Genomic DNA, 24,524 nt, shown 5'->3' on the forward strand with positions numbered 1-24,524 from the left:
TACTCTTAAGTTACCCAGTGCAAACAGTGAAGAGAGGAGTAATTTAGTGGAAAATATAAGTAATATAAGTTTAGATCCTAAGGCATGCGATAAAAAAACCATTGTTTTTTTTGTGAAGCAGGGATTAGATAGTTTTTTAGAAGATATTATTAATGGATTATCAGGTGAATATTTAACTAAAAAGATAATTGTAACAGATTTCAAACAAATTGATGAAGAGATGGAATTGGCTGATATATGCTGGTTTGAATGGTGTGATGAACTAATATCCTATGGAAGTAAAATTAATCTTGCAAAGCAAAAGAAAATTATATGTAGAATACACAGTTATGAGGCCTTTACAGATTATCCAGCTAATGTTGATTGGGGAAATGTGGATAAAATCATATTTGTGGCAGAACATATTAAAAATTTTGTTATTGAAAACTTTAGCATAGATGAAGAAAAAACAATAGTAATCCCTAACGGTATTGATGACGAAAAATGGACATTTGCTGAGAGAAGACCTGGATTTAATATTGCTTATGTAGGTTATATAAATTATAAAAAAGGGCCCATGTTATTATTACATGCTTTTAAAAGTATTTATGATAAAGATAACCAATATAAATTATTTATTGCTGGTAAGTTTCAAGATCATAGAGATGTGCTGTATTTCAATCAAATGATAAAAGAATTTGGATTAGAAGATAATGTAGTTTATGAGGGCTGGCAGGATAATCTAGATAAGTGGCTAGAAGATAAAAATTATATACTATGTACAAGTATCCTAGAATCACAAAACATGAGTGTTATGCAAGCTATGGTGAAGGGAATAAAACCTATAATTCATAATTTTGTTGGTGCAAAAAACATATATACTCATTCCTTAGTTTGGAACACAATAAATGAGGCTGTTGATATGATAACTGATAATGAATATAATTCAAAAGAATATTATTCATTTGTTTTGAATGGTTTTGAACTTCATCAACAATTAGAAAAACTAAAGGTAGTATTTGCAAATCTACTCCAAACTAAAGAAACTACCATGATTGAGCAACCATTAGTTACTATAGGGATAACAAATTATAATGGCAGGGAATATTTATCTAAATGTGTAGATTCTTTTATAAATCAAACTTATAAAAACATTGAAATTTTACTTATTGATGATTGCTCAACGGATGGTTCTGAAGAAATAATCAAAGATTATGAGGAAAAATATAAAAATATACATGCAATATATCATAGCGTGAACTCAGGTGGAGCATCAAAAGGAATTCAAGAAATAATTAATAATGCAAAGGGGAAATATTTTCAGTGGATTGCTTGTGATGATTTTCCTGAAAGAGATGCTATTTATAAATTTGTAGACTATTTAGAGAAAAACCCTAGTAAGGACTATGTATATAGTAACTTTAATATAGTAAATCAAGATAATATAAAAGTTAACCAATGGAAATACCAGGTTTGCTCACAAAATAAAGTTGTTGAGCATATTTTTAAGTCGGCCTCCGGTGTAATACCTATGAATTGTCTATATAGATTGAGTTTTTTTAAAGATAATAAAATAAATTGGATAGTATATAGGGATAACGATTTTTCCGCAGATACATTAAATTCACTACAGTTTATAAAATATAATTGGAATTATGGAAAGATTGATGGCGCAGTAATAAATTATAGAATTCATTCAAATAATCTATCACATAACCTACAAAAAAGAATAGCTTCAGCCGTTTCAATTTTTGATTATATAATTAAAAATTTTAAGGATGAAGTATATGCTTCAGAAATTCAATGGAATGAATTCGAAAATAGAAATCAATTAAAAAATTATGTGATAGCACAATTTTATTATGATCAAATTGAAAATCATGTAAATATGAATGCAATACCTGAATATGTAAAAGGAAATGTAACCAAGGAGGAATTAGTGAAATATTGCTTTGTATTTGCAAAAGAGGGAATGAAGTATGTTGATGAAGGCTTAGATCAAGGAATAGATTTTTTAAGTGAACTTTTTAAACTAAAAGAATTATATGGTAAGTATATGGAAGAAATTAAAGACTTAGGAGTGATTTAGCTATGAAAGTAATGACGATTCTAGGGACTAGACCAGAAATAATAAGACTATCATTAATTATAAGAAAATTAGACAAGAACTGTGATCACGTCTTAGTTCATACAGGTCAGAACTACTCTTCACTGTTAAATGATATATTCTTTCAGGAACTTAACATTAGAAAACCTGATTACTATTTACAAGTACCAGCAGATAGTTTTGGCATGCAAGTGGGGAAATTACTACAACTTATAGAAGAAATTATATTAAGTGAAAAACCCGATAAAATACTAATACTCGGGGACACAAATAGTGGTTTATCTGCAATTATAGCTGAGAGATTGGGCATACCAGTATTTCATATGGAAGCAGGTAATAGATGTTTTGACTTAAAGGTTCCAGAGGAGAAAAATCGAAGGATAATAGATGCAGTTTCAACTTATGCGATGCCATATACTTCAGGAAGTAGAGAAAATCTTCTAAAGGATGGTATATCAAAAGACAAAATATTTGTATCAGGAAACCCAATATTTGAAGTACTGAGATATTATAATGAAAATATTGAAAAAAGTGATATTTTAAGTCACTTAAATTTAGAAAAAGGCAGATATATATTAGCCACCATTCATAGAGCGGAAAATGTGGATGTAAAAGAACGTTTAGAAATAATACTAAATGCTATTAATTCAGTGCAAAAGGAATTTAATTGTAAAATAATCTTTAGCGTTCATCCAAGAACTAAAAGCAAGATAGATGAATTCGGTTTTCTAAATAATAATAAGAATATAATTTATAGTGAACCTTTTGGATTTTTCGATTTTGTTAAACTTGAGAAGAATGGGGCATTTGTGTTAACAGATAGTGGTACGGTTCAAGAGGAATGTTGCATATTCCAAATACCTACAATTACAATTAGAGATTCAACTGAAAGACCAGAAACAGTTGAATGTGGAAGTAATGTGGTTTCAGGTGTTAATTATGAGAAAATTATTATGTGTTCAAGGCTTATGGCAAACGCAAATATCTGGTGGAGCTATCCAGAGGGTTATATTGACAATAATGTTTCCAGTAAAGTTTTAAATTTCTTATTATCAAATTAGGGGTGATGGTATGTGAAAAAAATTTTAGTTCTAGGTGCTACGGGTATGGCAGGACATATGATTAGCAACTATTTTAAAACCTTGTCAGAAAAATATGTAGTGTTTGATATATGCCATACTGTTAAGTTAGAAGAAAAGTCTATAGTCTTAGATATACATGATTTAAACTTATTAAACACAATTATTGCAGAACTTAATCCAGATATCATAATCAATTCTATTGGAATCCTTAATAGAAATGCTGAAGACGACCCATCTAACACTATATTTATTAATTCTTATTTCCCAAGATACCTAGAAAAACAATTTAAAAATACTAATACTAAGCTTATTCATCTAAGTACAGATTGTGTTTTTTCGGGTGATACAGGTAATTACAATGAAAATTCTGTGCCTGATGGGATGGATCTATATGCTAAAACTAAAGTACTGGGTGAGATAAATAATAATAAAGATTTGACAGTGCGAACTTCAATCATTGGACCAGAACTAAAGACTAATGGTACAGGACTTTTTCATTGGTTTATGAGGCAAACTGGAACAGTTACTGGCTATTCTAAAGTTATGTGGTCAGGAGTTACTACGTTGCAACTGGCTAAGTGTCTGGACCTAATGATAGAAAACAATTTAAATGGATTATACAATTTGACTTCTAAAGCTTCAATTAGTAAATATGAGTTATTAAAAATTGTTAATTCTGTATTTGAGAAATCTATACTAATTGAGAATTTTGGACAAATTAAAAATGACAAATCTCTCATTAGTATAAGGAATGATTTTCCTGTAAAAGTGCCTACTTATACTGAAATGCTAAGTGAATTAAAAAATTGGATGGTAAAAAACAGGCAGTTATATTCGCAATATTTTTTGTAATACTTATGGGGGGGGACTGTATATGTTCGAAGACAAATCTATTTTAATAACAGGAGGTACAGGTTCCTGGGGAAATGAGCTTACAACTCAACTTTTAGAAATGAATCCTAAGCAAATAATTATATATTCTAGAAGTGAATTAAACCAAGTCAATATGCAACGTAAATTTAATAATACTAAGTTAAAATTTATTATAGGGGATATAAGGGATTATGAGTCAATAAAACAAGCTACAAAAAATGTTGAGTATATATTCCATTTGGCGGCCTTAAAACATGTACCTATATGTGAGGAGCAGCCATACGAGGCAATCAAAACCAATATTACAGGTGTTAAAAACCTTATTAATGCAGCAATTGAAAATAACGTTGTCAAAGTAATTGATGTTTCTACAGATAAGGCTGTTGAGCCAATAAATGTTTATGGAATGTCAAAGGCTATTGGCGAGAAGTTAATAATTCATGCGAGCACTATAACTGACAAAACAAAATTTGTTTGTATAAGGGCGGGCAATGTACTAGGTACAAATGGAAGCGTCGTACCATATTTCATAGATCAAGTAAAAAAATGTAATGAAATTTCAATTACAGATACAGAAATGACAAGGTATTTCCTAACTTTAAAGCAGGCAATACAGTTAATATTCAAAGCAATAAAGAGTAGTATTGGTGGGGAAACCTTTGTAATGAAAATGCCTGGATATAGAATAGTAGATATCGCGAGTATTATACAAGATGAATTTGGAAATGAACATTGTAGCATTAAAGTAATAGGTAAAAGACCTGGTGAAAAGCTGCATGAAGTATTAATATCAAAGTATGAAGCTAAAAATGCATATATTTATGATAATGACTATTTTGTTATTCTACCTCAAATAAATATAGAGAATTTAAAAGAATATTATAAAAAATTGAATTTAAACCCTTTAAATAAAGTACAATATTCATCTAATGATTATGTATTAGGATATAATGAAGCTAAGGAAATGCTTATTAAAGGCGGATTTATTGAGAATAAAGAAAACAAAATAATATAAAGTTATAGAAACAGATATGGAGGCATTGTTTATGACAGAAAAAGAAAAAATGTTAAGCGGAAAACCATATAAAGCATTTGGAGAAGAATTATCATCTGAACGCCAATATGCAAAAGAAATGATTTTTGACTATAACACCCTACGCCCAAGCCAAGGTGATAAGCAAAAGGAAATTCTAAAAAAATTATTAGGTGAGGTTGATAATAATTTCTATATAGAACCACCATTCCGATGTGACTATGGGTATAATATTTCTATTGGAGAAAATTTTTATAGCAATTACAATTGCACTATTTTAGATTGTGCTAAGGTTACAATTGGTAATAATGTTATGTTTGCACCAAACGTAAGCCTTTTTACAGCAGGTCATCCTGTTCATTATGAAGCAAGAAATGCATTCATTGAATATGCTTTTCCCATTAATATAGGGGATAATGTTTGGATAGGAGGCGGGGTTATAGTAAATCCAGGAATTACTATTGGTGATAATGTAGTGATTGGATCTGGTAGCGTTGTAACTAAAGACATTGCATCTAATTCTATAGCTGTAGGTAATCCTTGTAAAATAATACGAGGAATTACGGATGAAGATAAGAAATATTATTTTAAAAAGTTAAAATTGAATGATAAATTTTGATATGCGGTATTTATATTACAATTGAGTATAATCTAAATGGATTATACTCAATATTTTCGAAGGTGCTAGCGGAGATAATTTAGTGCCAATGTTCAACAATAGGAAAGTTAGTAAAATGAAGTAGGTTACCAAAAGCATATATGGAACATATATAGATATAGAGATAAATAGAAAAACTATATGAAGAAATCATAAAAAAAATAGATAGTTAGGGAGATGTTTATATATGAAAATTTCAATAGATGCTGGGCATAATTGTACGCCAGATGGGGGGGCAATTGGAATCAAAAGGGAAGATCCTTTAACAAAAGAAGTTGTAGGGAAAATAATTAACAAACTACAAAATACGACTACTAAAATAATAGATTGCACACCTTATGGACAGGCATTTTCAAATGTAGGTCAATCTTTACAGTATAGATGTAGCAAGGCAAATCAATCAAATTCAGATTTGCATTTATGCATTCATTTTAATGCAGGAGGTGGTGAAGGTGTGGAATGCTATGTTACATCTCAAACTGCTAAAAATTATGCCATAAAAATTTGCAATGAAATAGCTTTGCTTGGATATGGGAATAGAGGTGTAAAAGACGGATCACATTTATTTGTTGTAAAGAACACTAATATGCCTTGTGTGCTTGTAGAATGTGCTTTTATAGATAGTACAAAAGATATGAGTATGTACAATGCAGATTTAATAGCAAATGCAATAATAAAAGCAGTTACCGGCAATCTAATACCTGGGAATTCTGTAATAGCGGCCTTTCAAGCAGCGTGTAACTTATCGGGCATTACAGATAAATATGGGAATAAGTTAGTTGTAGATGGGGTCAGAAGTGATTTGACGAGTAGCGCCTTAGCCAAAGTAATTCTTAAAAAAGGTACAAGTAGCAATTTAGTTAAATGGTTACAAACTAGACTTATTACTTTAGGATTCCCATGTGGTAGTGGTGGAGCAGATGGTATTTTTGGCGCTTCTACTCTTGTGGCAGTTAAAAATTTTCAAGCGAAAAATAAACTTGTAGTTGATGGCACTGTTGGAACTAATACTTTAAATAAATTATTAGATTAGTAATGTATATAATCATTTAAATTAATTGAATTGTTACTCCTTAGTATTATAAATAAGATAATTGTAATACTAAGGAGTGTAAAGCATAAAAAAATGTTTTGGAAAGCCCTTAATTGTAAAATTGCAGTAGGGTTGAATTTGTGAAGAATTTATTAAATCTTTTAAATTTACAGGATATATCTAACAAATGGAGAATGTAATAAGTATATGTGAATTATATTCAAGACACTTTTAAAATAAGGTTGAGTAAAATTTATTAATATAATAAAAGATTAAAGGAGTGTTTATTATGGGAATTGGTGATTGGTTAAAAGATCAAAAATCTAAAGCTGAAGCTGGAATTAAGCAATTTGCTAACAAGGATTTTATGGAAGCTGTAGCTGCAGGTTGTGCACTTATTGCAAGTGCTGATGGAGAAATAAGCTCAGAGGAAAAACAAAAGATGGTAGGGTATATTAATCTTAATGATTCATTAAAGGTTTTCAAATTAAACGATGTGCTAACAAGATTTAATCACTATGCAGATATGTTTGCATTTGATTATAATGTTGGAAAGGCAGAAGCCATGAAGGCAATTACTAAGATGAAAAGCAAACCAGATGCTGCAAAGACATTAATAGCAGTATGCTGTTCAATAGGCGCTGCAGATGGAACTTTTGACAAAGATGAAATTGCACTAGTTAAAGAAATGTGCTCAAACCTTGGTGTGAATCCAGCAGATTTTAAACTTTAATAATAGATACATAAAGAAACTGTGGGACAATAAAATGTTCTACAGTTTTTTTTAATGTATTTGTGAAGCATTTATAAAAAAAGGTTGATAATATAGTGAAGTGAATGATAAGATATGGTCATATATGTTAAATTGTTCATAAAATTGTAAAGATATATAAATGCAACTATTAAACCAGAATGTAGGTATATAATAGAATTATATTATACTGAATTGAATAAAAATTATATGAAGTAAAACTAAGGAGGGAATTAAAATGACTGTTATTGCTGAAAAGGGTAAAAAAATTGATCTGTTAGCACAAGATGCAGTGGGAAAGAAAATTATGATTTGTTTGGGATGGGAAATGCCAAATGAAAAGGACTATAGCATAGATAGTGCAGCTTTTTTACTGCAGGTAAATGGTAAGGTGATAGATGATAATGACTTTATTTTTTATAACAATCCTAAAAGCTCAAATGGAGCTATAGTACATAAGGCAAATAAAGAGAAGACCATGTTAATGGGCAAAGAGCAGATTACAATTGATGTGAGTATGGTTGATAAAAATATAGATAAAATATCATTTACAATAACAATACATGAAGCTGATATAAAAAAGCAGAATTTCAAGGAGTTCACTAATGTTTTTGTTAAAGTAATTGATGCAGAAACAAAAGAAGAATATTGTACATACAATATATGCGAAGATTTAAAGCTGGAAACTGCTATTGTTGCATGCGAAATTTATAGAAAAGGATCTAACTGGAAATTCGCGGCAATTGGTTCTGGATTTGTTGGTGGACTAAACGATTTATGCACAAAGTATGGTATAGATGTTGTGGATGAACCAATTACAGAGGTTAGAAAAGAGACCCCTATAATATTGGTTCCAAAAGAAACACCAATAGTATCGACTACTCCAAAAGGAACAAGCAAAGTTAATTTATCTAAGATTGAGCTAAAGAAAAAGGGGGATACAATTAGCCTTGAGAAAAAAAATGACGGTAAACTGGGTGACATAGTTGTAAATCTCAATTGGAGTCAAAAGAAGAAAACTGGTTTTTGGGGTGCAGCTAAAGGGACTGATCTTGACTTAGGGTGTCTTTATGAACTAAATGATGGCACAAAACGTTTGGTACAAGCACTTGGAAAGGCTTTTGGAGACTATACAAAACCACCATATATTAGTTTAGATAATGATGATAGAAGTGGAACTGTAACTACTGGTGAAAATTTAAGAATCAATGGTAATTATTTGAAAAATATAAAAAGAATTTTGGTATATGCTTTTATATATGAAGGTTTATCAAACTGGTCCCAGGCGGATGGATGCGTTACAATAAAGCAAGATAATGGACCTGATATTGTTATAAATCTTGATGAGCACAGCAGCAATAAAACTATGTGCGCAGTTGCATTAATAACAAACGAAAATAATCAGACCTTTAAAATTGAAAGATTGGTACAATACTTTTCAGGTCATATCGAAATGGATAAAGCCTTTGGATGGGGATTAAAATGGACAACTGGAAAAAAATAAAAGAAGATAGAGTACTATATCTAATGCTTTTACTACCCCTTATATATTTTATAATATTTCATTTAATACCTTTAGCTGGTATGTCACTTGCATTTCAAGACTATAGAATCATAGGAGATAATGTTTTTGTAGGACTAAAGCATTTTAAAACCCTATTCAGCTCTGCTAGTTTTTTTCATGTACTTAAAAATACTATAATAATAAGTACTATGAAAATAGTATTCTTCTTTCCTATACCAATAATTTTCTCTTTACTTATAAGTGAAGTAAGATCATTGAAGTTTAGAAAATATGTACAATCAGTAGTATATTTACCACACTTTCTTTCCTGGGTGGTTATCACAGGTATATGGATTAAGCTATTATCGCCTACAACTGGAGGAGTAAATAATATCCTAAATGTATTTAATATACCCTCTATTGATTTTATGACAAGCAAAGGCTATATAAGATGGGTATTAGTTTTTTCAGAAACCTGGAGAAGTGCCGGGTGGGATTCAATAATATATTTAGCAGCTATAATGAGAATAAGTCCTGCACTATATGAATCCGCGAGAATAGATGGTGCATCTAGGTTTGATGAGATGATACATATTACAATACCAGAACTTGTAACCACTATAGTTACAGTATTTATTTTAAATTTAGGCTTTTTTATGAATGCAGGCTTTGATCAAGTATTTAACTTTATGAATGATTCGGTTATAAGTGTAATTGATATACTTGACACCTATGTGTATAGGATAGGATTAATAAATGGTCAGTATGCTTTCGCTACAGCAGCAAGCTTATTTAAAGGTGTAATTGGAATTATATTGATCTTTACCACACACTTTTTAGCGAAAAAAATATCTGGGAAAGGTTTATGGTAGGGTGAAAATATGAAAAATAAAGAAAATTTAGTTCACTTTCTGTTTTATACATTACTGTTTATTGTTACTTTAACTATGCTTGTACCAATTGTTAATTTACTAGCACTGTCACTAACTGACCCCGCTCGTGTAAAAGAAGTGACAGGACTTACTATTCTACCTAAAGGATTTTCTCTTGATAATTACCGAGTTTTATTTTCTAATCCTCAGATTATGAAAAGCCTTTTTAACTCAGTATTTGTAACTGTAATAGGCACTATATTAAATTTAGGTTTAACAATAATGGCGGCTTATGCACTTACAAGGCCAGGACTTGTGGGGAAAAAAGTTTTTATGGTAATTTTAATAATTGTTATGGTGTTTGAACCAGGATTAATTCCAGAATATTTACTAGTTAAAAGCATAGGACTTTTAGATACCTATTCTTCTGTAATTTTGTATAAGGCACTAAACGTATATTATTTAATTATACTTATGAGATTTTTTGAAGAGGTGCCAGAAGCACTTATTGATGCAGCAAGGGTAGATGGCGCAGGTCACTTAACTATTCTCTTTAAAATATTAATTCCACTTTCAAAGTCTTCCATTGCAACTATAGGACTATTTTATGGGGTTTTTCATTGGAATGAATATTTTAGAGCATCAATATACTTAAATGATTCGGCTAAATGGCCATTACAACTAGTGCTTAGACAGTTTGTAGTGTTAAATGATACCACATCAATGCTCGGCGCTAATAGTCTTCTATCTTTTGATAAGGCCTCTCAGCTAAGTTATAAAGCATTACAAGCAGGAACTATAATGATTGCAGTGGTTCCTATACTTCTAATATATCCGTTTATACTTAAAAATTACACAAAAGGAACAATGGAAGGGGGAATTAAAGAATAGCAGTTTTAATAAAGAAGAGCGTTAATAAAGAGTAGTTTTAATAAATAGTAATCTTAAAAGATAATCTTAAGGGGGATATTATGAAAAAAACAATAGCTTTAATTCTTGTAATTATAAGCACGCTAAGTTTAGGTGCATGTAAATCAAAAACTAGTGGCACAGCAGAAAAAAATAACTCAACAGAGCCAGCAGCAGTAAGAATGGTGATGAAAGATGTAAGTCCAAAAGATCCTATAGCTCAAAAGTATATAGGTCTTATCGAAAAGGCCATGGCTGAGGATGGAACAAAAGTTAAGATTGAACTTGTGGAAATGCCTTCAGGTAACTATGCTGAAAAGTTAAACTTAATGTTACTTGGTAAAGATATTCCGGATATTATATATTTCCAGGGTGGAGACCAGCAAATATCTCAGCAAGGATTATTAGAGAACTTAATACCATATATAGAAAAATCTAAGTATATAAAACCTAATTTAGAACCACAAAATAAAAAGAGATTAGAGAACTATCCTTACTTATTATGGATTAAACCTCTTGCATCAAAGGTGCCGGTAATGAGAAGTGATTGGTTTGATAAATTAAGTACATCTAAAAAACTGATGGAAGACCCTACTATAGATAATTATTATGCATTTTTAAAACAATTAAAAGCATCTAATTTAGGCGGACAAGGATCACCAGCCTATGCATTAACAGCCGCTGGTAGTACTTTAGAAATTGATGAAATATTTGACCAAGCTTTTGGAAATAAATCTACTTGGATAAAAGATGAAAATGGCAAGTATATTTTTAATAAAGTTTCTAACAATGAAAAAGAAAAGTTAACTTTTTATAATAAACTTTATAAAGAAGGGATATTAGATCCAGAATTCTTAACTAAGAAATGGGACACAAAGGAAAAGTCTTTTTATGATAATCAAGCTGCTATAATAGCTGGAACAGCAGGAAAAGTTATAGATATTTATGAAGGTAAAGTAAAAAAGGCTAATGCGGTAGGACTTACAGTTTTACCGGCAGCAAAAGGAAAAGCACAAGGATATTTACCAATAGATGTTTCTAAAGAGAGTAGAGGCATAGCCATTTCTTCTACATCTAAAAATAAAGAGATTTCTTTTAAGATTTTAGATTTTATGGCTAGTGAAAAAGGCCAAATGATAGATCGTTTAGGTTTTGAAGGTGAGCATTATTTAATTAAAGATAATAAAATCCAGTTAACTGAAAAATCACAAGAATGGTATGCGAAATTTTGGGAGCCATCAAAAGTTGCATTTGGAAAAGAACTCGCGAAACCACTGCTAGGAACTGCAGGAACTAAATCACTAGAAGATGTTAATAAGCTTTATACTGAAGATATTAATTTTATAATGCCAGAGGAATTTTCTGTTAAATGGGATTCTGTAAATAACCTATATAAAGAATATTCAGCAGATATAATAACAGGAAAGCGCCCTATTAGTGATTTTGATATATTTGTAACGCAGTGGTATAAAAATGGTGGAGAAGATATTACTAAACATGCTAATGAAGTATTAAAGTAAAAGGGGGCATAGCATGAATTTGCCCTTTGAAGAGTAAAAAGTAATTAGTGGATTTTCTCCTATGAGTAACATATAAATATAAAGAAGCATTTATTATAAAGGGGGTTATCGTTGATTCCCAATAATTATTTAGAGAAGGTCTATGCGGGATTTTTAGGAATGAATATGGGGATAAGGCTGGGGGCACCTGTTGAGCCATCATTCTGGACTTATGAAAAGATCAAAGCAGTATATGGAAATATTACAGGCTATGTTAAAGACTATAAAAACTTTGCTGCGGATGATGATGTAAATGGACCGGTTTTCTTTTTAAGAGCCTTATATGATGATGCAAAAGATAGAGAGTTAGAAGCAGAAGATGTGGGGAGAGCTTGGCTTAATTATTCTAGAGAAGGAATAGGGATGTTTTGGTGGGGTGGATATGGAGTAAGTACCGAACATACAGTGTATCTTAATCTGAAAAATGGATTTAAAGTACCCCTTTCTGGATCAGAAAGATTAAATGGCAAGATATTATCGCAGCAAATTGGGGGGCAAATATTTATAGATACTTGGGGTCTTGTTTGGCCCAGCAATATAGAAAAGGCTGCAGAATATGCTGGAAAGGCAGCTAGCGTATCTCATGATGGTAATGGTATATTTGGTGCAAGATTTATTGCAAGCTGTATTTCTAAAGCATTTTCTACAGAAAATGTTATGGAAATAATTGAGGCTGGGCTTTCTAAAATACCTGTTGACTCTGAGTATTCTAGAGTAACAAGAGATGTAATCCAGTTTTATAATCAGAATCCACTAGATTTTACACTTTGTCAAAAATACCTTGAGAAAAACTGGGGATATGATAAATATTTAGGATCCTGCCACATTATTCCTAATGCAGGAGTGTGTATACTGTCGCTATTATATGGTGAAGGTGATTTATCTAGGACCATAGAGATAGCTACTATGTGTGGGTGGGATACAGATTGTAATGCAGGGAATGTGGGAACTATTATGGGAGTGGCTCAAGGTATGAAGGGTTTAGCGGATAAATATAGAAAGCCTATAAATGATTTTATAGTTACTTCTAGTATATCTGGATATTTAAATATACTTGATGTGCCTACCTATGCAAAGGAATTAGCACTTTTAGGATATAGACTAGCAAAAGAAGAGGCTCCAAAGAAATTAAAAGACTCAATTAAACTAGGAGAAATATATTTTGATTTTGAAGTTGCTGGTTCAACTCATGGGTTTAGGCTATCAGATAATAATAAATTCATGTTAAAGCATAGCAATGAAATTGGGTATGAAAGTGAAGGTTCACTAGAGGTTATATTTGATAGCATTGCTTATGGACAGGGTTCTAAGGTGTATTATAAGCCTTTTTATAGAAGAGCTGATTTTGATGATGAAAGATATAAACCTACTTTTACGCCCCAGGTATATCCAGGGCAAGGAGTTAGCATGAGTGTATACCTTAATCAGTGGCAAGGAAGGGATATAGCAATTACGCCTTATGTGAGAAATACCTTTACAAAAGAGGATATAAAGCTGGCCGTGGAAGTATTAAAAAATAAACAGTGGCAAAAGATAGAATTTATTGTACCAGACACAGATGGGTCAATGATAGATGAAGTAGGAATAATGGTAGAATCTTTTTCACCAGGAACGGACAGCGCTTTAGGAAGTATATTTATAGACGAATTTAATGTACATGGGAAATCCAAGTATACCATTGACTTTGCTAAACAGTTTTTTGAGTTCCAATGTGTAACTCCTTTTGCTCATAATCATGGAGCTTGGGGTATAGAAGATGGGTGTATGAGTTGTATGAGTATAAGTCAGTGTGAGGCCTATACTGGAAATTATTATACTAAAGATATAAGTGTAAAAGCCACAGTAAAACCTATAAATGGATTATCTCATAATATCGCCTTTAGAGTTCAAGGAGCAGAAAGAGGATATCATGCAGGGTTTAATGGAGAAAACAAAGTAGCTCTTATTATAAATGACTTTGGATTTATTCCGCTAGCAACTGTGGAATATAAATGGGAATATAATGTGGATTATGAATTTAAAGTTTTAGCTAAAGAGGAAAGAATATATTTTTATATAAATGGGGAAGAGTTAATTTGTCATGCTCACGATAAATTTGAGTACGGAATGTTTGGATTTAGTAGACTAGATGCAGGAAGAGCTTACTTTAAAGATGTAGAGGTAGAAGAGTTATAGAGTAGAAATTTATCCTATAGGAATAGCTATAACCTAGTTATAGTACTAGAAAAAATAGCATGAAGAAAACCCCTACATTATTTATTGATGTAGGGGTTATACTATAAGTAAATTGATTTCTCGCAATAAAGTAGTAATAGTGAGAAAGCATATTATCTTGAATATTAATTAAAATATATATCCGAAAATTCTATATTATAGTGCTGTTTATTACATAATGCGTTAGAAGAATTATGAGTTGTTTTATGAATTGGTTCATTTATGGGAATTTCGATTATAAACTCGCTTCCGCTTCCATAAATGCTTTTTACTTCAATAGAACCATTATGCATAATAACGAGAGCTTTTACAAGAGAGAGCCCAATGCCACTACCTTCCTGCTCCCTTGTGAATGACTTATTTACTTGTTTAAATCTTTCAAAAATCATATCTAGTTTATCATTTTCAATTCCTATACCTGTATCTTTAACTGAAATAAGAATGCTTTGTTCCTTATTATATAAAGTTACAAATATACTTCCGAAAGGTTTAGTAAATTTAACTGCATTAGAAAGTAAATTTAAAATAATCCTTTCGATTTTATCAGGATCACACCATAGAATTTTTTCTTCTACGTCTGTATCAAAAATAAGGTTTAAACTTTTATTTTCCATATATTCTGAAACTGAGAGGGTGATATCTTCTATTAAACTTACGATATCGCATTCTTGCAAATCTAGTTCTAAAAATCTTGCATCGATTTTAGTAATATCAATCAGATTATTAACTAATCTCATTAACCTATAACAGTTTTGTTTCATACTTTCTTTATGCTTTATTAATTTGCAAATATTTTCAGAAGTTAAATTTTTACTATCATACAAATCAATTAATTGTAAAGTACTAAATATTATGTTTAGTGGGGTTCTTAATTCATGAGAAATATTTGCAAAAAACTCTGTCAATCTTTTTTCTTCATTCTTTCTTTGTGTTATATCTAACCCCATACCAATAACATTTTTTATAGATTCGTCTTCATTATAAATTATTTGATAGCTCCAAAGAATGGTTAGTAAAAGTCCATTTTTATTAACTATAGGACTTTCAAATTGGGTAGTAGTAATGCTTGGTTTAAAAGAACGAATAGTTGATAAAGCTTTTTCTCTGATTTCCGTTGGACATATGGTATTAACCCATTTATAACCTAAAACGGATTCTTCGGAATATCCAGAAATATCCTCACCGTACTTATTTAATTTAACTAAAGAGCCATCTGGATTAAACATACATATAATAACATTTGCATTATCTATAATAGTTTTAGAAAAGTCCTGTTCTTTCTTTAGCAGTTTTTCTGACGATTTTTGATTAGATAAATCCGTTAAAGAACCAGCCATTCTTATAGCGATGTTTTCATCATTCCAAATAGCAGCTCCACGAACTAAAACCCATTTATAATCACCGTTTTTTATTTTAATACGGGTCTCTTGGTGAAAATGAGATGTTTTATCGTGCATATGGTGATTAATTTCTTTTGTGAAACAATCCTTATCATCTGGATGAAGAAGTTCTTTAAAGAATGGGAAAAGAGAGTTTGCTTCCTGTTCTGTATAACCTAAAATTTGTAAAAATCTACGGGAAGGGTGGAGGTTGTTATCTTCAAAAGTCCAATCCCACATTCCGTCATTAGAACCATATAGAGCAAGTTTATACTGTTCTTCAGAAAGTATAAGTTTTTTTTGAGATTCTAAAAGTTTTAATTGTTTTAATCCCATTACGCTAATCATTTCAGAAAAATCTTTAAGAAACTGAAGAATTTTTTCTTGCCCCTCTCTGTTAACAATTGGGATTTCTTTTAAAGCTTTTAAATATGCGTCTTCATCAAATCCAAATTCTTTGGCCTGTCTTTTAAAATATTCAATGTCTGGTTCTTCAAATAAAACTTGTCCTGCAAAAATGGTAGCAAGAAAAACACCTTCTACTATAATAGGAACACCAAGATCTGTTAATCCATTTTTACACTTAAAGTTTAAAAATTTATCTCCATTTTCTAATTGCTTTAATATTTGTGCATCACTTTCAACACAACGCAATTGACTTTTAGGATTTATTCTATGGAATTTTGTGCACAGATCTTTCCAGGCGGTGGCGGTGAGAATGGTCCCATCTCTTGCAACAATTCCTGTAGAAATCCCCGTTGCGTTATAAAAACTATTTAGTAAGTTTTGAAGTTGACATATATCTATAAGATTTGATAACTCATAGTTCATTTTATAACCTCCGCTATTATCTTAGTAAGGTGTATATTCAACTGATATTATATGTATAAATTCTACAAATTGAGTGGATTTCCTCCTGCAATAATAAGAAATTATGAAAAATATTAGTCGAACCATACTTAATTAGTAATTTTTTGCGGAAATTAGATTAATGCCAGTCTATAGACTTCCATCGTTGTCTTAATTAGCAGAAGCTAACTCTGATATCATTATAGATAGTCATAATGATATCTAGAATAAAAAATAATTTCATTATATGTCTATGCAAACAGATCCTAATATGGTAAAATATTTCAAATGGTGAGTGTGTCTATGTATATCTAGCGGCACAGGGAAATTTTATCTTACACGTATAGCTATTTAAGCCTTGCGGAGTCACTTCTAAGTGATTTTCTGCGGGGCTTTTTTTATATTAAGTAAGATAGTGATTACACTATTTAAAGAATAAGGGGGTAGAAAAATGGATTTTTCTAAAAATATAAAAACTTACTATTTTTATTCAACTTTTGCGGAATTGTTAATATTAGGTCCTATACTAGTGCTATTTTTAATTGCAAAGGGGCTATCCTTTACTGAAATAATGGTACTTCAATCTATCTCCGCCATAGCCGTAGTTTTATTTGAAGTGCCAACAGGAGCCGTGGCAGATAAAATTGGTAGAAAAGAAAGTATTCTTATAGGAGCGCTTCTATGGGCTATAAGTCTTGGCTTTTATGTATTGGGAAAGAGCTTTCCCATGTTTATATTAGCAGAAGTTATTTTTAGTTTAGGTGCAACTTTTAAATCAGGTGCAGACAATGCACTAATATATGATTCTCTAAAAGTGATGGGAAGAGAAAAGGAATTTCAAAGTATAGAAGGAAAAGCCAGATCCTTCGCACTATATGCACAGGCAGTAGGTTCAATAATTGCCGGATTTGTGTATGAGGTTAATAAAAATCTCCCATTTTTAATTTCAGTAGTCTTTATGCTAGTAACCATAATTATAACCCTAAGATTTAAAGAACCTCCAATTGAAGGTAAGGTGGGTAAATACGGCATAAATTATTTGCAACAAATAAAAGAAAGTGGCAAGTTTATAATATCCCATGAGAAAATTAAAGCTATAATAATTTTTACTATGATGTTTTTTATTTTTTATAGAACCGCATTTTTCTATTATCAACCCTACATGGAAGCAGTAAAAATACCTGTAAGATACTTTGGAATAATATTTTTTGTTTTTAATATAACCGCAGCCTTTGCTTCAAAGCGCAGTCACTGGATTATGGATAAAACTAAACCTAAAACCTTAACTTTTATGGCTCTTCTAATGATAGTATCCTTTGTACTTATGGGCACAGTAAAAGTTTGGTTTGGCGTTTTTGCAATATTATTTCAACAGGTGGCAAGGGGAATATATAGGCCAGTTACCACTAAATATTTAAATAAACACATACCATCTGACAAAAGAGCAACGGTGCTTTCCTTCCAAAGTTTAGCCTGTAATTTGTCAGTAGCCATTGCCTTTCCTCTAATGGGGGTGTTAAAGGATCATGAGAATATATTTACTACTCATATGGTACTGGGATTAGCAATGGTTATATTAACAGTGATGACTATGAGATATATGAAGGCAAGGCTTGGGCTTAAGAGTAATGTGGAGGTAGATATTGAAGCTCATTAATGTTTCTTGCTTATTTTGAGGACCTTGACAGGATGAAAGATATGCAATATGTTGTTCCCAGAGCATGCGCATAATATTTCTTAAATCTACTTTTGCTTAGTTAATTCCCATAGGAACAGATCTGTACCTTGAAAGTCTTTTTTATTTACACTATCTAATTATAATGGGAGGTAATTAAATAGCATTACTCAATAAAATATTATTACTTGTAGTTGTATCAGAGATGGGGGATAAAACTCAACTACTATATAAGAATCTTTACTATTCATTGTGAAAAAATATCAAATCAGTTAATAAATTAAATTCTTCAAATATAGAACTTAATTTATTAATGAATAATGGTATCGTCAGATGTGGATTTATTATTTCCTTGTTGTGAATATATATATTGTTGTTGAGCTGCAATAGTTAGCATTAAGCGGCCTATACCTACAATAAAATTTCCAAGCACGTTTATTTCATCAGCGCTTCTATCTTCTGAAAGTGAAATAGCGATTGCATTCGTTAGAATTAGTAAATCTTCAGGACTTAAATTATCTATAATATCACTGTTACACCACCTAATTGCAAATAATAATACTTAATATATAGTATGGTTATCACATAAATATTATGAGTGCATATATAGAATATGCACCTTGATACACCATACATGCCAATACTATGCCCAGAATATCTAGCTTACGCTATATTTATTTGGATAGATAATTATTTATAAACTCTTCTTAATTCGTCCGCAACAAGTAAAGTTGCAGATGAGATATTACAGGTAAAATAATGATATAATTCTAAAATTTGTAGTATAATAAAGGTGACGAGCATGGAATGTGTAGGGGCAATAACATAAATTGAAAGTTAGGTGAATAAAATAAAACTTGTTATAATATTTGGGCCGCATGCAGTTGGTAAAATGACTGTTGGACAAGAACTTGCAAAAATTACTGAGTTAGGATTATTTCATAATCATATGACAATAGACATTGTTTCTGATTTGTTTAAAAATATGCCTCAAGAGAGATCAAGATTAACAAATCTATTTAGAAAAGAGATTTTTGAAGCATATTCCGATAGTGAAGAATATGGAATGGTTTTTACTTTTATGTGGGCACTGGACTGCAAAGAGGACTGGGATTATGTATATATGGTTGAAGAGATGTTCAAAGAAAAAGGTGGAACTATATACTATGTAGAGTTAGAAGCAGATTATGATGTACGCATCGAGAGAAACAAGACTGAAAATAGACTACTGAATAAACCTACGAAAAGAGATATTACGCGTTCAGAGGAACTTTTTAGGTGGCTTGAAGAGAAATATCGTCTTAATTCATTTGAGGATGAAATTAAGAAAAGTAATTATATGAAAGTTAATAACACGGACATTCCACCAGATGTTGTTGCTCATATGATTAGGGATAAATTTAGATTATGAGCATTGACGACGACTTAAAGGTATTATATATAAATCTAGTCTTACAGGTATTATATTTAAATCTAATGTTACCCAGATAGTCGGTGGTGTATATGAAAACAATCAAAATACTTCAGCTGGTTTCAGTTTATGATGATGATTTAGGTTCTATTGAACTAACGATTGCTGCAAAGAATGATGTATGAAAATGCAGCTAGAATAATCAAGTCTAAAATTATAAGGAGTTGGGAATATGATTCAAGAGCCATTTATAGGTAACCAGTCAGGCGGTAGAGTTTTTCTGTTTTTAAACACTGATAATTTTTGGAGAGACTATAATGAAATGATCTCAAGGGGAATAGAATTTGTGAGAGAGGCCAAAGATCAATCCTATGGAATGGTTGCGGCGTTTAAGGATTTATATGGGAACCTATGGGATTTGCTAGAGCTGAAAGAAGATCATCCAATTTTGAAACGAATTAAGTAGCTAGTTGAATTCAGCAGAGCATTATATTATGATTACTCATGATGTAGACGAATCTTTGAACTGTTTTGATGAAATAATTAAAGCGAATAATGGGTGTATAGTTAAATGTGAATAGAAGGGGGAGTTAATATGTATCCAAGACCCCGACTAAGTCTGATACTTATGGTAAAATTAAAGAATTCGATTTGGTTTTTGAAAAAGAAAAATAAATCATAACTTTTATAAGGAAATTAGATAAACTGTACAAGTTATGTTTAAAATTTGAAGTTAAAAAAACTACACTTAATTGATGAGCTTTGGGAATATTGTAGTTAGACGAAATATTAAGCTTTTCAATGAGAGGAGATAAGTATTTTATGAGAATTGCCATAGTTGCTGATATACATAGTAATCATATTGCTTTTGAAGCAGTATTGAAGGATATAAATATTAGAGATACAGATATGACCTTTTTTCTAGGTGATTATATTTTTGGAGGTTATGGATCAAATGAAACTGTTGATTTGTTAATGCGTTACCAAAAACAAAGCCAAAAGCATTTAATTATATCGGGCAATATTGAGGAATTAATAACTCCAATAGAAGAAAATGCTGATTGGATATATCCAGTAAATAAGCAAATATACAACGAACTAGGTATAGAACGTGTATCATTTTTGAAGTCTCTTCCAACGAATATTTTAATAGAAGAGGAAGGAATCTCTATGTATTTGTGCCATAATCCATCAGAGATTGAAGCCTTTACAGTAGTTGATAGTTTAAAAAGAGAAAATAATATTCCTAATATGAGAGGGCTTGCTAAGATTGCAAGTGGTATGGAAAGTGATGTTTGTATTTTTGGGCATTATCATTTGTTCATGGATGAAGAAGTAAATGGGAAAAGGTTTATATGTCCTAGTTCTGTAGGAATGCCATTTAATGGAGACCCAAGAGCGCAATATATTCTATTAGATATTTTTGAAGGCAACATTACAACATCAAGGCAGTATGTAGAATATGACAGATTAAAACTAGTAGAAGGTTTTGATAGAAAGGGATATTTTGAGAAATACGGCAATTGGTCGATGAATATGGTTACTACTATTTTAACAGCACATAATCAGGTTGGTTCACAAGAGCTTAGAAAATAATGTAACATATTTTCATTATAGTAAGTTAAAATGGGAATAAATGAATTAATTATATAGGTGGTAAAGTGTATGAAGAAAATTGGACCCAATCCAAATAGTATTTATCCAAATGAAAATATAAAACAAGTTTGTTTTATTAAAAATGTTATAAAAAATCCAAATATTCAAGTTGGTGATTACACTTACTATGATGATGTAAATGGGGCAGAAGAATTTGAAAAACACGTTACACATCATTATGATTTTCTAGGAGATAAACTGATTATAGGGAAATTTTGTGCAATTGCTCATGGAATCGAATTTGTAATGAATGGTGCTAATCATCGAATGTGTTCTGTAACAACATATCCTTTTAATATTATGGGAAATGGTTGGGAAAAAGCTACACCCACTATTGATGACTTATCAGTAAAAGGAGACACCATTATCGGTAATGATGTTTGGATAGGACAAAATGTAGTTGTAATGCCAGGCATACATATTGGTGACGGTGCAATTATTGCTACCAACTCTGTTGTTACAAAAGACGTTCCTGATTACCATATAGCTGGTGGAAACCCTGCTAAAATCATAAGAAAACGCTTTGATGATGAATTAATCCAATATCTGTTAGTCTTAAAATGGTGGAATTGGTCAGCAGAAAAAATATTTGATAATCTTGAAATCCTTTGTAGTTCAGATATTGATAAAATAAAAAATATAGAGTAATCTACTTCAAAAAAAATCGAAGTTTGGAAAGCTAACTGAGTTACTGTGTAATATAGTTTCTTTTAAAAATATAGGAAGATTTTCAAGATGGTTGGCTTATAGAATAAAGTGGTGTTGGGATTTCGGATGTAAATAAATTTCCAAAGATAGAGCAAATTAATATAAAAGGCTTGTGAAAGGAGAAATCATGAAAGAAAACAAAATTTCATTTGAGTCAATTGATGAATATATTTTAAAATTTCCTGCTGATATTCAGGAAACACTTAAAATGTTAAGAAAAGTTATTAGAGAGTCTGCACCAGATGCAGAAGAAAAGATAAGTTATCAAATGCCTACCTTTGTGTTGAATGGAAATCTGGTACATTTTGCTGCATTTAAGAATCATATTGGGTTTTATCCAACTCCTAGTGGAATTAATGAATTTAAACATGAATTATCAGAATATAAAGGGGCAAAAGGATCAATACAATTTCCAATAGAAAAGCCACTGCCTTATGAATTAATAAGCAAGATAGTTAAATTTAGAGTTGCTGAGAATATAAAAAAAGCGAGTGGCAAATTGAAAAAGAAGAAGGCATCAGTAGAATAATTGTAAGAAGATATATAAATTCTTTACTTTATTACCATTTAGTGATATTATCTTTTAAAGAATAGCTTTAAAGAATAGCTTTAAAGAATAAAAATATATAGCAATTATGGAAATTAAGATTATTATAGTACTGAAGAGAGCTGATGGCTAGTGAAAATCAGTGTGCAATATAATCCCTCCGCTTCCATAGCAAAAGCTAAAAATTGAAAGGGTTGTGTCCTTTATAGCACAATAAAGTGGTCATATTTACTTATGACAAATTGAGTGGCACCGCGAGAGTTTGACTCCCGTCTCTATAGTTTTATAGAGATGGGAGTTTTTTGTTTTAAAAAATATTTACTACAATGTATAGTCTATTACAAACTGAAAATATAAATTGAGGAGGTACTGTATTATGTTAGATTTAAATTTAATTAGAGAAAATACGCAAATGGTTAAAGAGGCACTTTCTAAGCGCATGGATAAGGTTGATTTTGATGAGCTGCTTGAGTGGGACGCAGAAAGAAGAAAATTAATATTTGACCTTGATGTGTTGAAAAGTAAAAAAAATAAAGTGTCTAAAGAAATACCGGAACTTAAAAGAAAAGGTGAAAATGTTGAAAGTTATTATTTAGAAATGAAAGAGGTTTCAAGTAATATAAAGCTGCTTGAGGAGAGATTAACTCCACTTGGAGAAAAAATAACCACCTTTTTAGAAGGCTTGCCTAATTTACCTGATGAGGATGTATTAGCTGGAGGAAAAGAAAATAATAAGGTGATAAGAGAGTGGGGCAAAAAACCGGATTTTAAATTTGTGCCTAAGGATCATGTGGAGCTTGTAACAACACATAATTTAGTAGATTATGAAAGAGGAGTAAAGCTTTCTGGAAATGGGTTTTGGATTTATAAAGGTGATGGCGCTATGCTTGAATGGGCACTACTTAACTATTTTATAGAAGAACATAGAAAAGATGGGTATGAATTTATTCTACCTCCACATATTTTAGATTACCAGTGTGGGTTAACAGCAGGCCAGTTTCCTAAATTTCAGGATGAAGTTTTTAAGGTTACAGATAATAAAAACAATGAAAATAATCAATTTTTACTTCCTACATCAGAAACTGCATTAATTAATTTGCATAGAGATGAAATTCTAAAGGAAGATGAATTACCAAAAAAATATTTTTCATATACTCCTTGTTACAGAGTTGAAGCAGGAAGCTATAGAGCATCAGAGCGTGGAATGATTAGAGGTCATCAATTTAATAAAGTTGAAATGTTCCAATATACAAAACCAGAAGATTCAGATGCTGCATTTGAAGAACTTTTGGGTAAGGCAGAAAAGCTTGTTCAAGGACTCGGACTTCATTATCGCGTGAGCAAATTAGCTGCTAAAGATTGTAGCGCATCAATGGCAAGAACTTATGATATTGAAATATGGATTCCTAGCATGAATGAGTATAAAGAAGTAAGCTCAGCCTCAAATGCTCGTGATTATCAAGCAAGACGTGGAATGATTCGGTTTAAGAGAAATGGAAGTAAAAACACTGAGTACGTTCATACATTAAATGCATCAGGACTAGCTACAAGCAGATTACTTCCAGCTATTGTAGAACAAATGCAGCAAGAGGATGGAAGTATTATTGTTCCTGAGGTATTAAGAAAATGGGTTGGGAAAGAAAAATTATAGTAAGTTTAAGTTATCTCTAAAGGTGTTGAGTATAAAGATTATGATTTTTGATTTTAATATGCAATTATTAAGTC

Annotated in this window: 19 protein-coding genes and 1 pseudogene; 19 read left to right on the top strand and 1 reads right to left on the bottom strand. The window is 31.0% G+C overall.

All coding sequences use genetic code 11. The annotated features are described in order from the left end of the window. The first annotated feature begins 46 nt into the window (after positions 1-46). From G9F72_RS08690 to G9F72_RS08745, 12 genes are all read left to right on the top strand, one after another. Entirely contained in the window at positions 47-2,068 is a 2,022-nt protein-coding gene (locus tag G9F72_RS08690) for a glycosyltransferase (protein ID WP_224676041.1), read from the top strand. Positions 2,069-2,070: 2 nt separating this feature from the next. After that, positions 2,071-3,147, top strand: a complete 1,077-nt coding sequence (gene wecB / locus G9F72_RS08695; RefSeq protein ID WP_164957937.1) for a non-hydrolyzing UDP-N-acetylglucosamine 2-epimerase — start codon at positions 2,071-2,073, stop codon at positions 3,145-3,147. A 12-nt stretch (positions 3,148-3,159) separates the two neighbouring features. Further along, positions 3,160-4,020 (top strand): dTDP-4-dehydrorhamnose reductase family protein, encoded by an 861-nt coding sequence (locus G9F72_RS08700; protein ID WP_202054865.1) that lies wholly within the window; start codon positions 3,160-3,162, stop codon positions 4,018-4,020. A 22-nt stretch (positions 4,021-4,042) separates the two neighbouring features. Beyond that, the gene (locus G9F72_RS08705) at positions 4,043-5,056 is read left to right on the top strand and encodes an SDR family NAD(P)-dependent oxidoreductase (protein ID WP_164957938.1); all 1,014 of its coding nucleotides are present in this window, start codon (positions 4,043-4,045) and stop codon (positions 5,054-5,056) included. Between the two features lie 31 nt (positions 5,057-5,087). Continuing rightward, positions 5,088-5,693, top strand: coding sequence for a sugar O-acetyltransferase (locus tag G9F72_RS08710; protein WP_164957939.1), 606 nt, complete (start codon positions 5,088-5,090; stop codon positions 5,691-5,693). Between the two features lie 226 nt (positions 5,694-5,919). Beyond that, positions 5,920-6,765 (top strand): N-acetylmuramoyl-L-alanine amidase, encoded by an 846-nt coding sequence (locus G9F72_RS08715; protein ID WP_164957940.1) that lies wholly within the window; start codon positions 5,920-5,922, stop codon positions 6,763-6,765. A 289-nt stretch (positions 6,766-7,054) separates the two neighbouring features. Further along, positions 7,055-7,498 carry a tellurite resistance TerB family protein gene (locus G9F72_RS08720; RefSeq protein WP_164957941.1) on the top strand — a complete coding sequence of 148 codons (444 nt, stop codon included), beginning with the start codon at positions 7,055-7,057 and terminating at the stop codon, positions 7,496-7,498. A gap of 256 nt (positions 7,499-7,754) precedes the next feature. Further along, on the top strand, positions 7,755-9,020 hold the full coding sequence (locus G9F72_RS08725) for a TerD family protein (protein WP_164957942.1): 1,266 nt from the start codon (positions 7,755-7,757) through the stop codon (positions 9,018-9,020). Next, the gene (locus G9F72_RS08730) at positions 8,999-9,892 is read left to right on the top strand and encodes an ABC transporter permease (RefSeq protein WP_164957943.1); all 894 of its coding nucleotides are present in this window, start codon (positions 8,999-9,001) and stop codon (positions 9,890-9,892) included. Before G9F72_RS08725 ends, G9F72_RS08730 begins: the two co-directional genes overlap by 22 nt. Positions 9,893-9,901: 9 nt before the next feature. Beyond that, the gene (locus G9F72_RS08735) at positions 9,902-10,783 is read left to right on the top strand and encodes a carbohydrate ABC transporter permease (protein ID WP_164957944.1); all 882 of its coding nucleotides are present in this window, start codon (positions 9,902-9,904) and stop codon (positions 10,781-10,783) included. An 80-nt stretch (positions 10,784-10,863) separates the two neighbouring features. Further along, complete coding sequence (locus tag G9F72_RS08740) at positions 10,864-12,321, top strand: extracellular solute-binding protein (protein ID WP_164957945.1); 1,458 nt, start codon at positions 10,864-10,866, stop codon at positions 12,319-12,321. A 111-nt stretch (positions 12,322-12,432) separates the two neighbouring features. Further along, complete coding sequence (locus G9F72_RS08745; protein ID WP_187356072.1) at positions 12,433-14,535, top strand: ADP-ribosylglycohydrolase family protein; 2,103 nt, start codon at positions 12,433-12,435, stop codon at positions 14,533-14,535. Positions 14,536-14,699: 164 nt separating this feature from the next. Here the strand turns inward: G9F72_RS08745 and G9F72_RS08750 are convergent, their stop codons facing one another. Further along, positions 14,700-16,784 (bottom strand): PocR ligand-binding domain-containing protein, encoded by a 2,085-nt coding sequence (locus tag G9F72_RS08750; protein ID WP_164957946.1) that lies wholly within the window; start codon positions 16,782-16,784, stop codon positions 14,700-14,702. A gap of 469 nt (positions 16,785-17,253) precedes the next feature. Between G9F72_RS08750 and G9F72_RS08755 the strand changes: the two genes are divergently transcribed. The 7 genes and pseudogenes from G9F72_RS08755 to serS all read left to right on the top strand — a co-directional run bounded on the left by G9F72_RS08755 (position 17,254) and on the right by serS (position 24,450). Then, positions 17,254-18,459, top strand: coding sequence for an MFS transporter (locus tag G9F72_RS08755; protein WP_164957947.1), 1,206 nt, complete (start codon positions 17,254-17,256; stop codon positions 18,457-18,459). Positions 18,460-19,318: 859 nt separating this feature from the next. Then, positions 19,319-19,888, top strand: a complete 570-nt coding sequence (locus G9F72_RS08760; RefSeq protein ID WP_224676042.1) for an AAA family ATPase — start codon at positions 19,319-19,321, stop codon at positions 19,886-19,888. Positions 19,889-20,126: 238 nt separating this feature from the next. Then, positions 20,127-20,354: pseudogene (locus G9F72_RS08765) on the top strand (VOC family protein); the annotation flags it as partial. A gap of 356 nt (positions 20,355-20,710) precedes the next feature. Continuing rightward, complete coding sequence (locus tag G9F72_RS08770; RefSeq protein WP_164957948.1) at positions 20,711-21,484, top strand: metallophosphoesterase family protein; 774 nt, start codon at positions 20,711-20,713, stop codon at positions 21,482-21,484. A gap of 69 nt (positions 21,485-21,553) precedes the next feature. Then, positions 21,554-22,192 carry a Vat family streptogramin A O-acetyltransferase gene (locus G9F72_RS08775; protein ID WP_164957949.1) on the top strand — a complete coding sequence of 213 codons (639 nt, stop codon included), beginning with the start codon at positions 21,554-21,556 and terminating at the stop codon, positions 22,190-22,192. 187 nt (positions 22,193-22,379) lie between these two features. Continuing rightward, complete coding sequence (locus tag G9F72_RS08780; protein ID WP_164957950.1) at positions 22,380-22,781, top strand: iron chaperone; 402 nt, start codon at positions 22,380-22,382, stop codon at positions 22,779-22,781. Between the two features lie 394 nt (positions 22,782-23,175). Then, positions 23,176-24,450 (top strand): serine--tRNA ligase, encoded by a 1,275-nt coding sequence (serS, locus tag G9F72_RS08785; RefSeq protein ID WP_164957951.1) that lies wholly within the window; start codon positions 23,176-23,178, stop codon positions 24,448-24,450. Positions 24,451-24,524 lie beyond the last annotated feature (74 nt).

The sequence above is a fragment of the Clostridium estertheticum genome (genome assembly GCF_011065935.2).
Taxonomy (GTDB): Bacteria; Bacillota; Clostridia; order Clostridiales; family Clostridiaceae; genus Clostridium_AD; species Clostridium_AD estertheticum_A.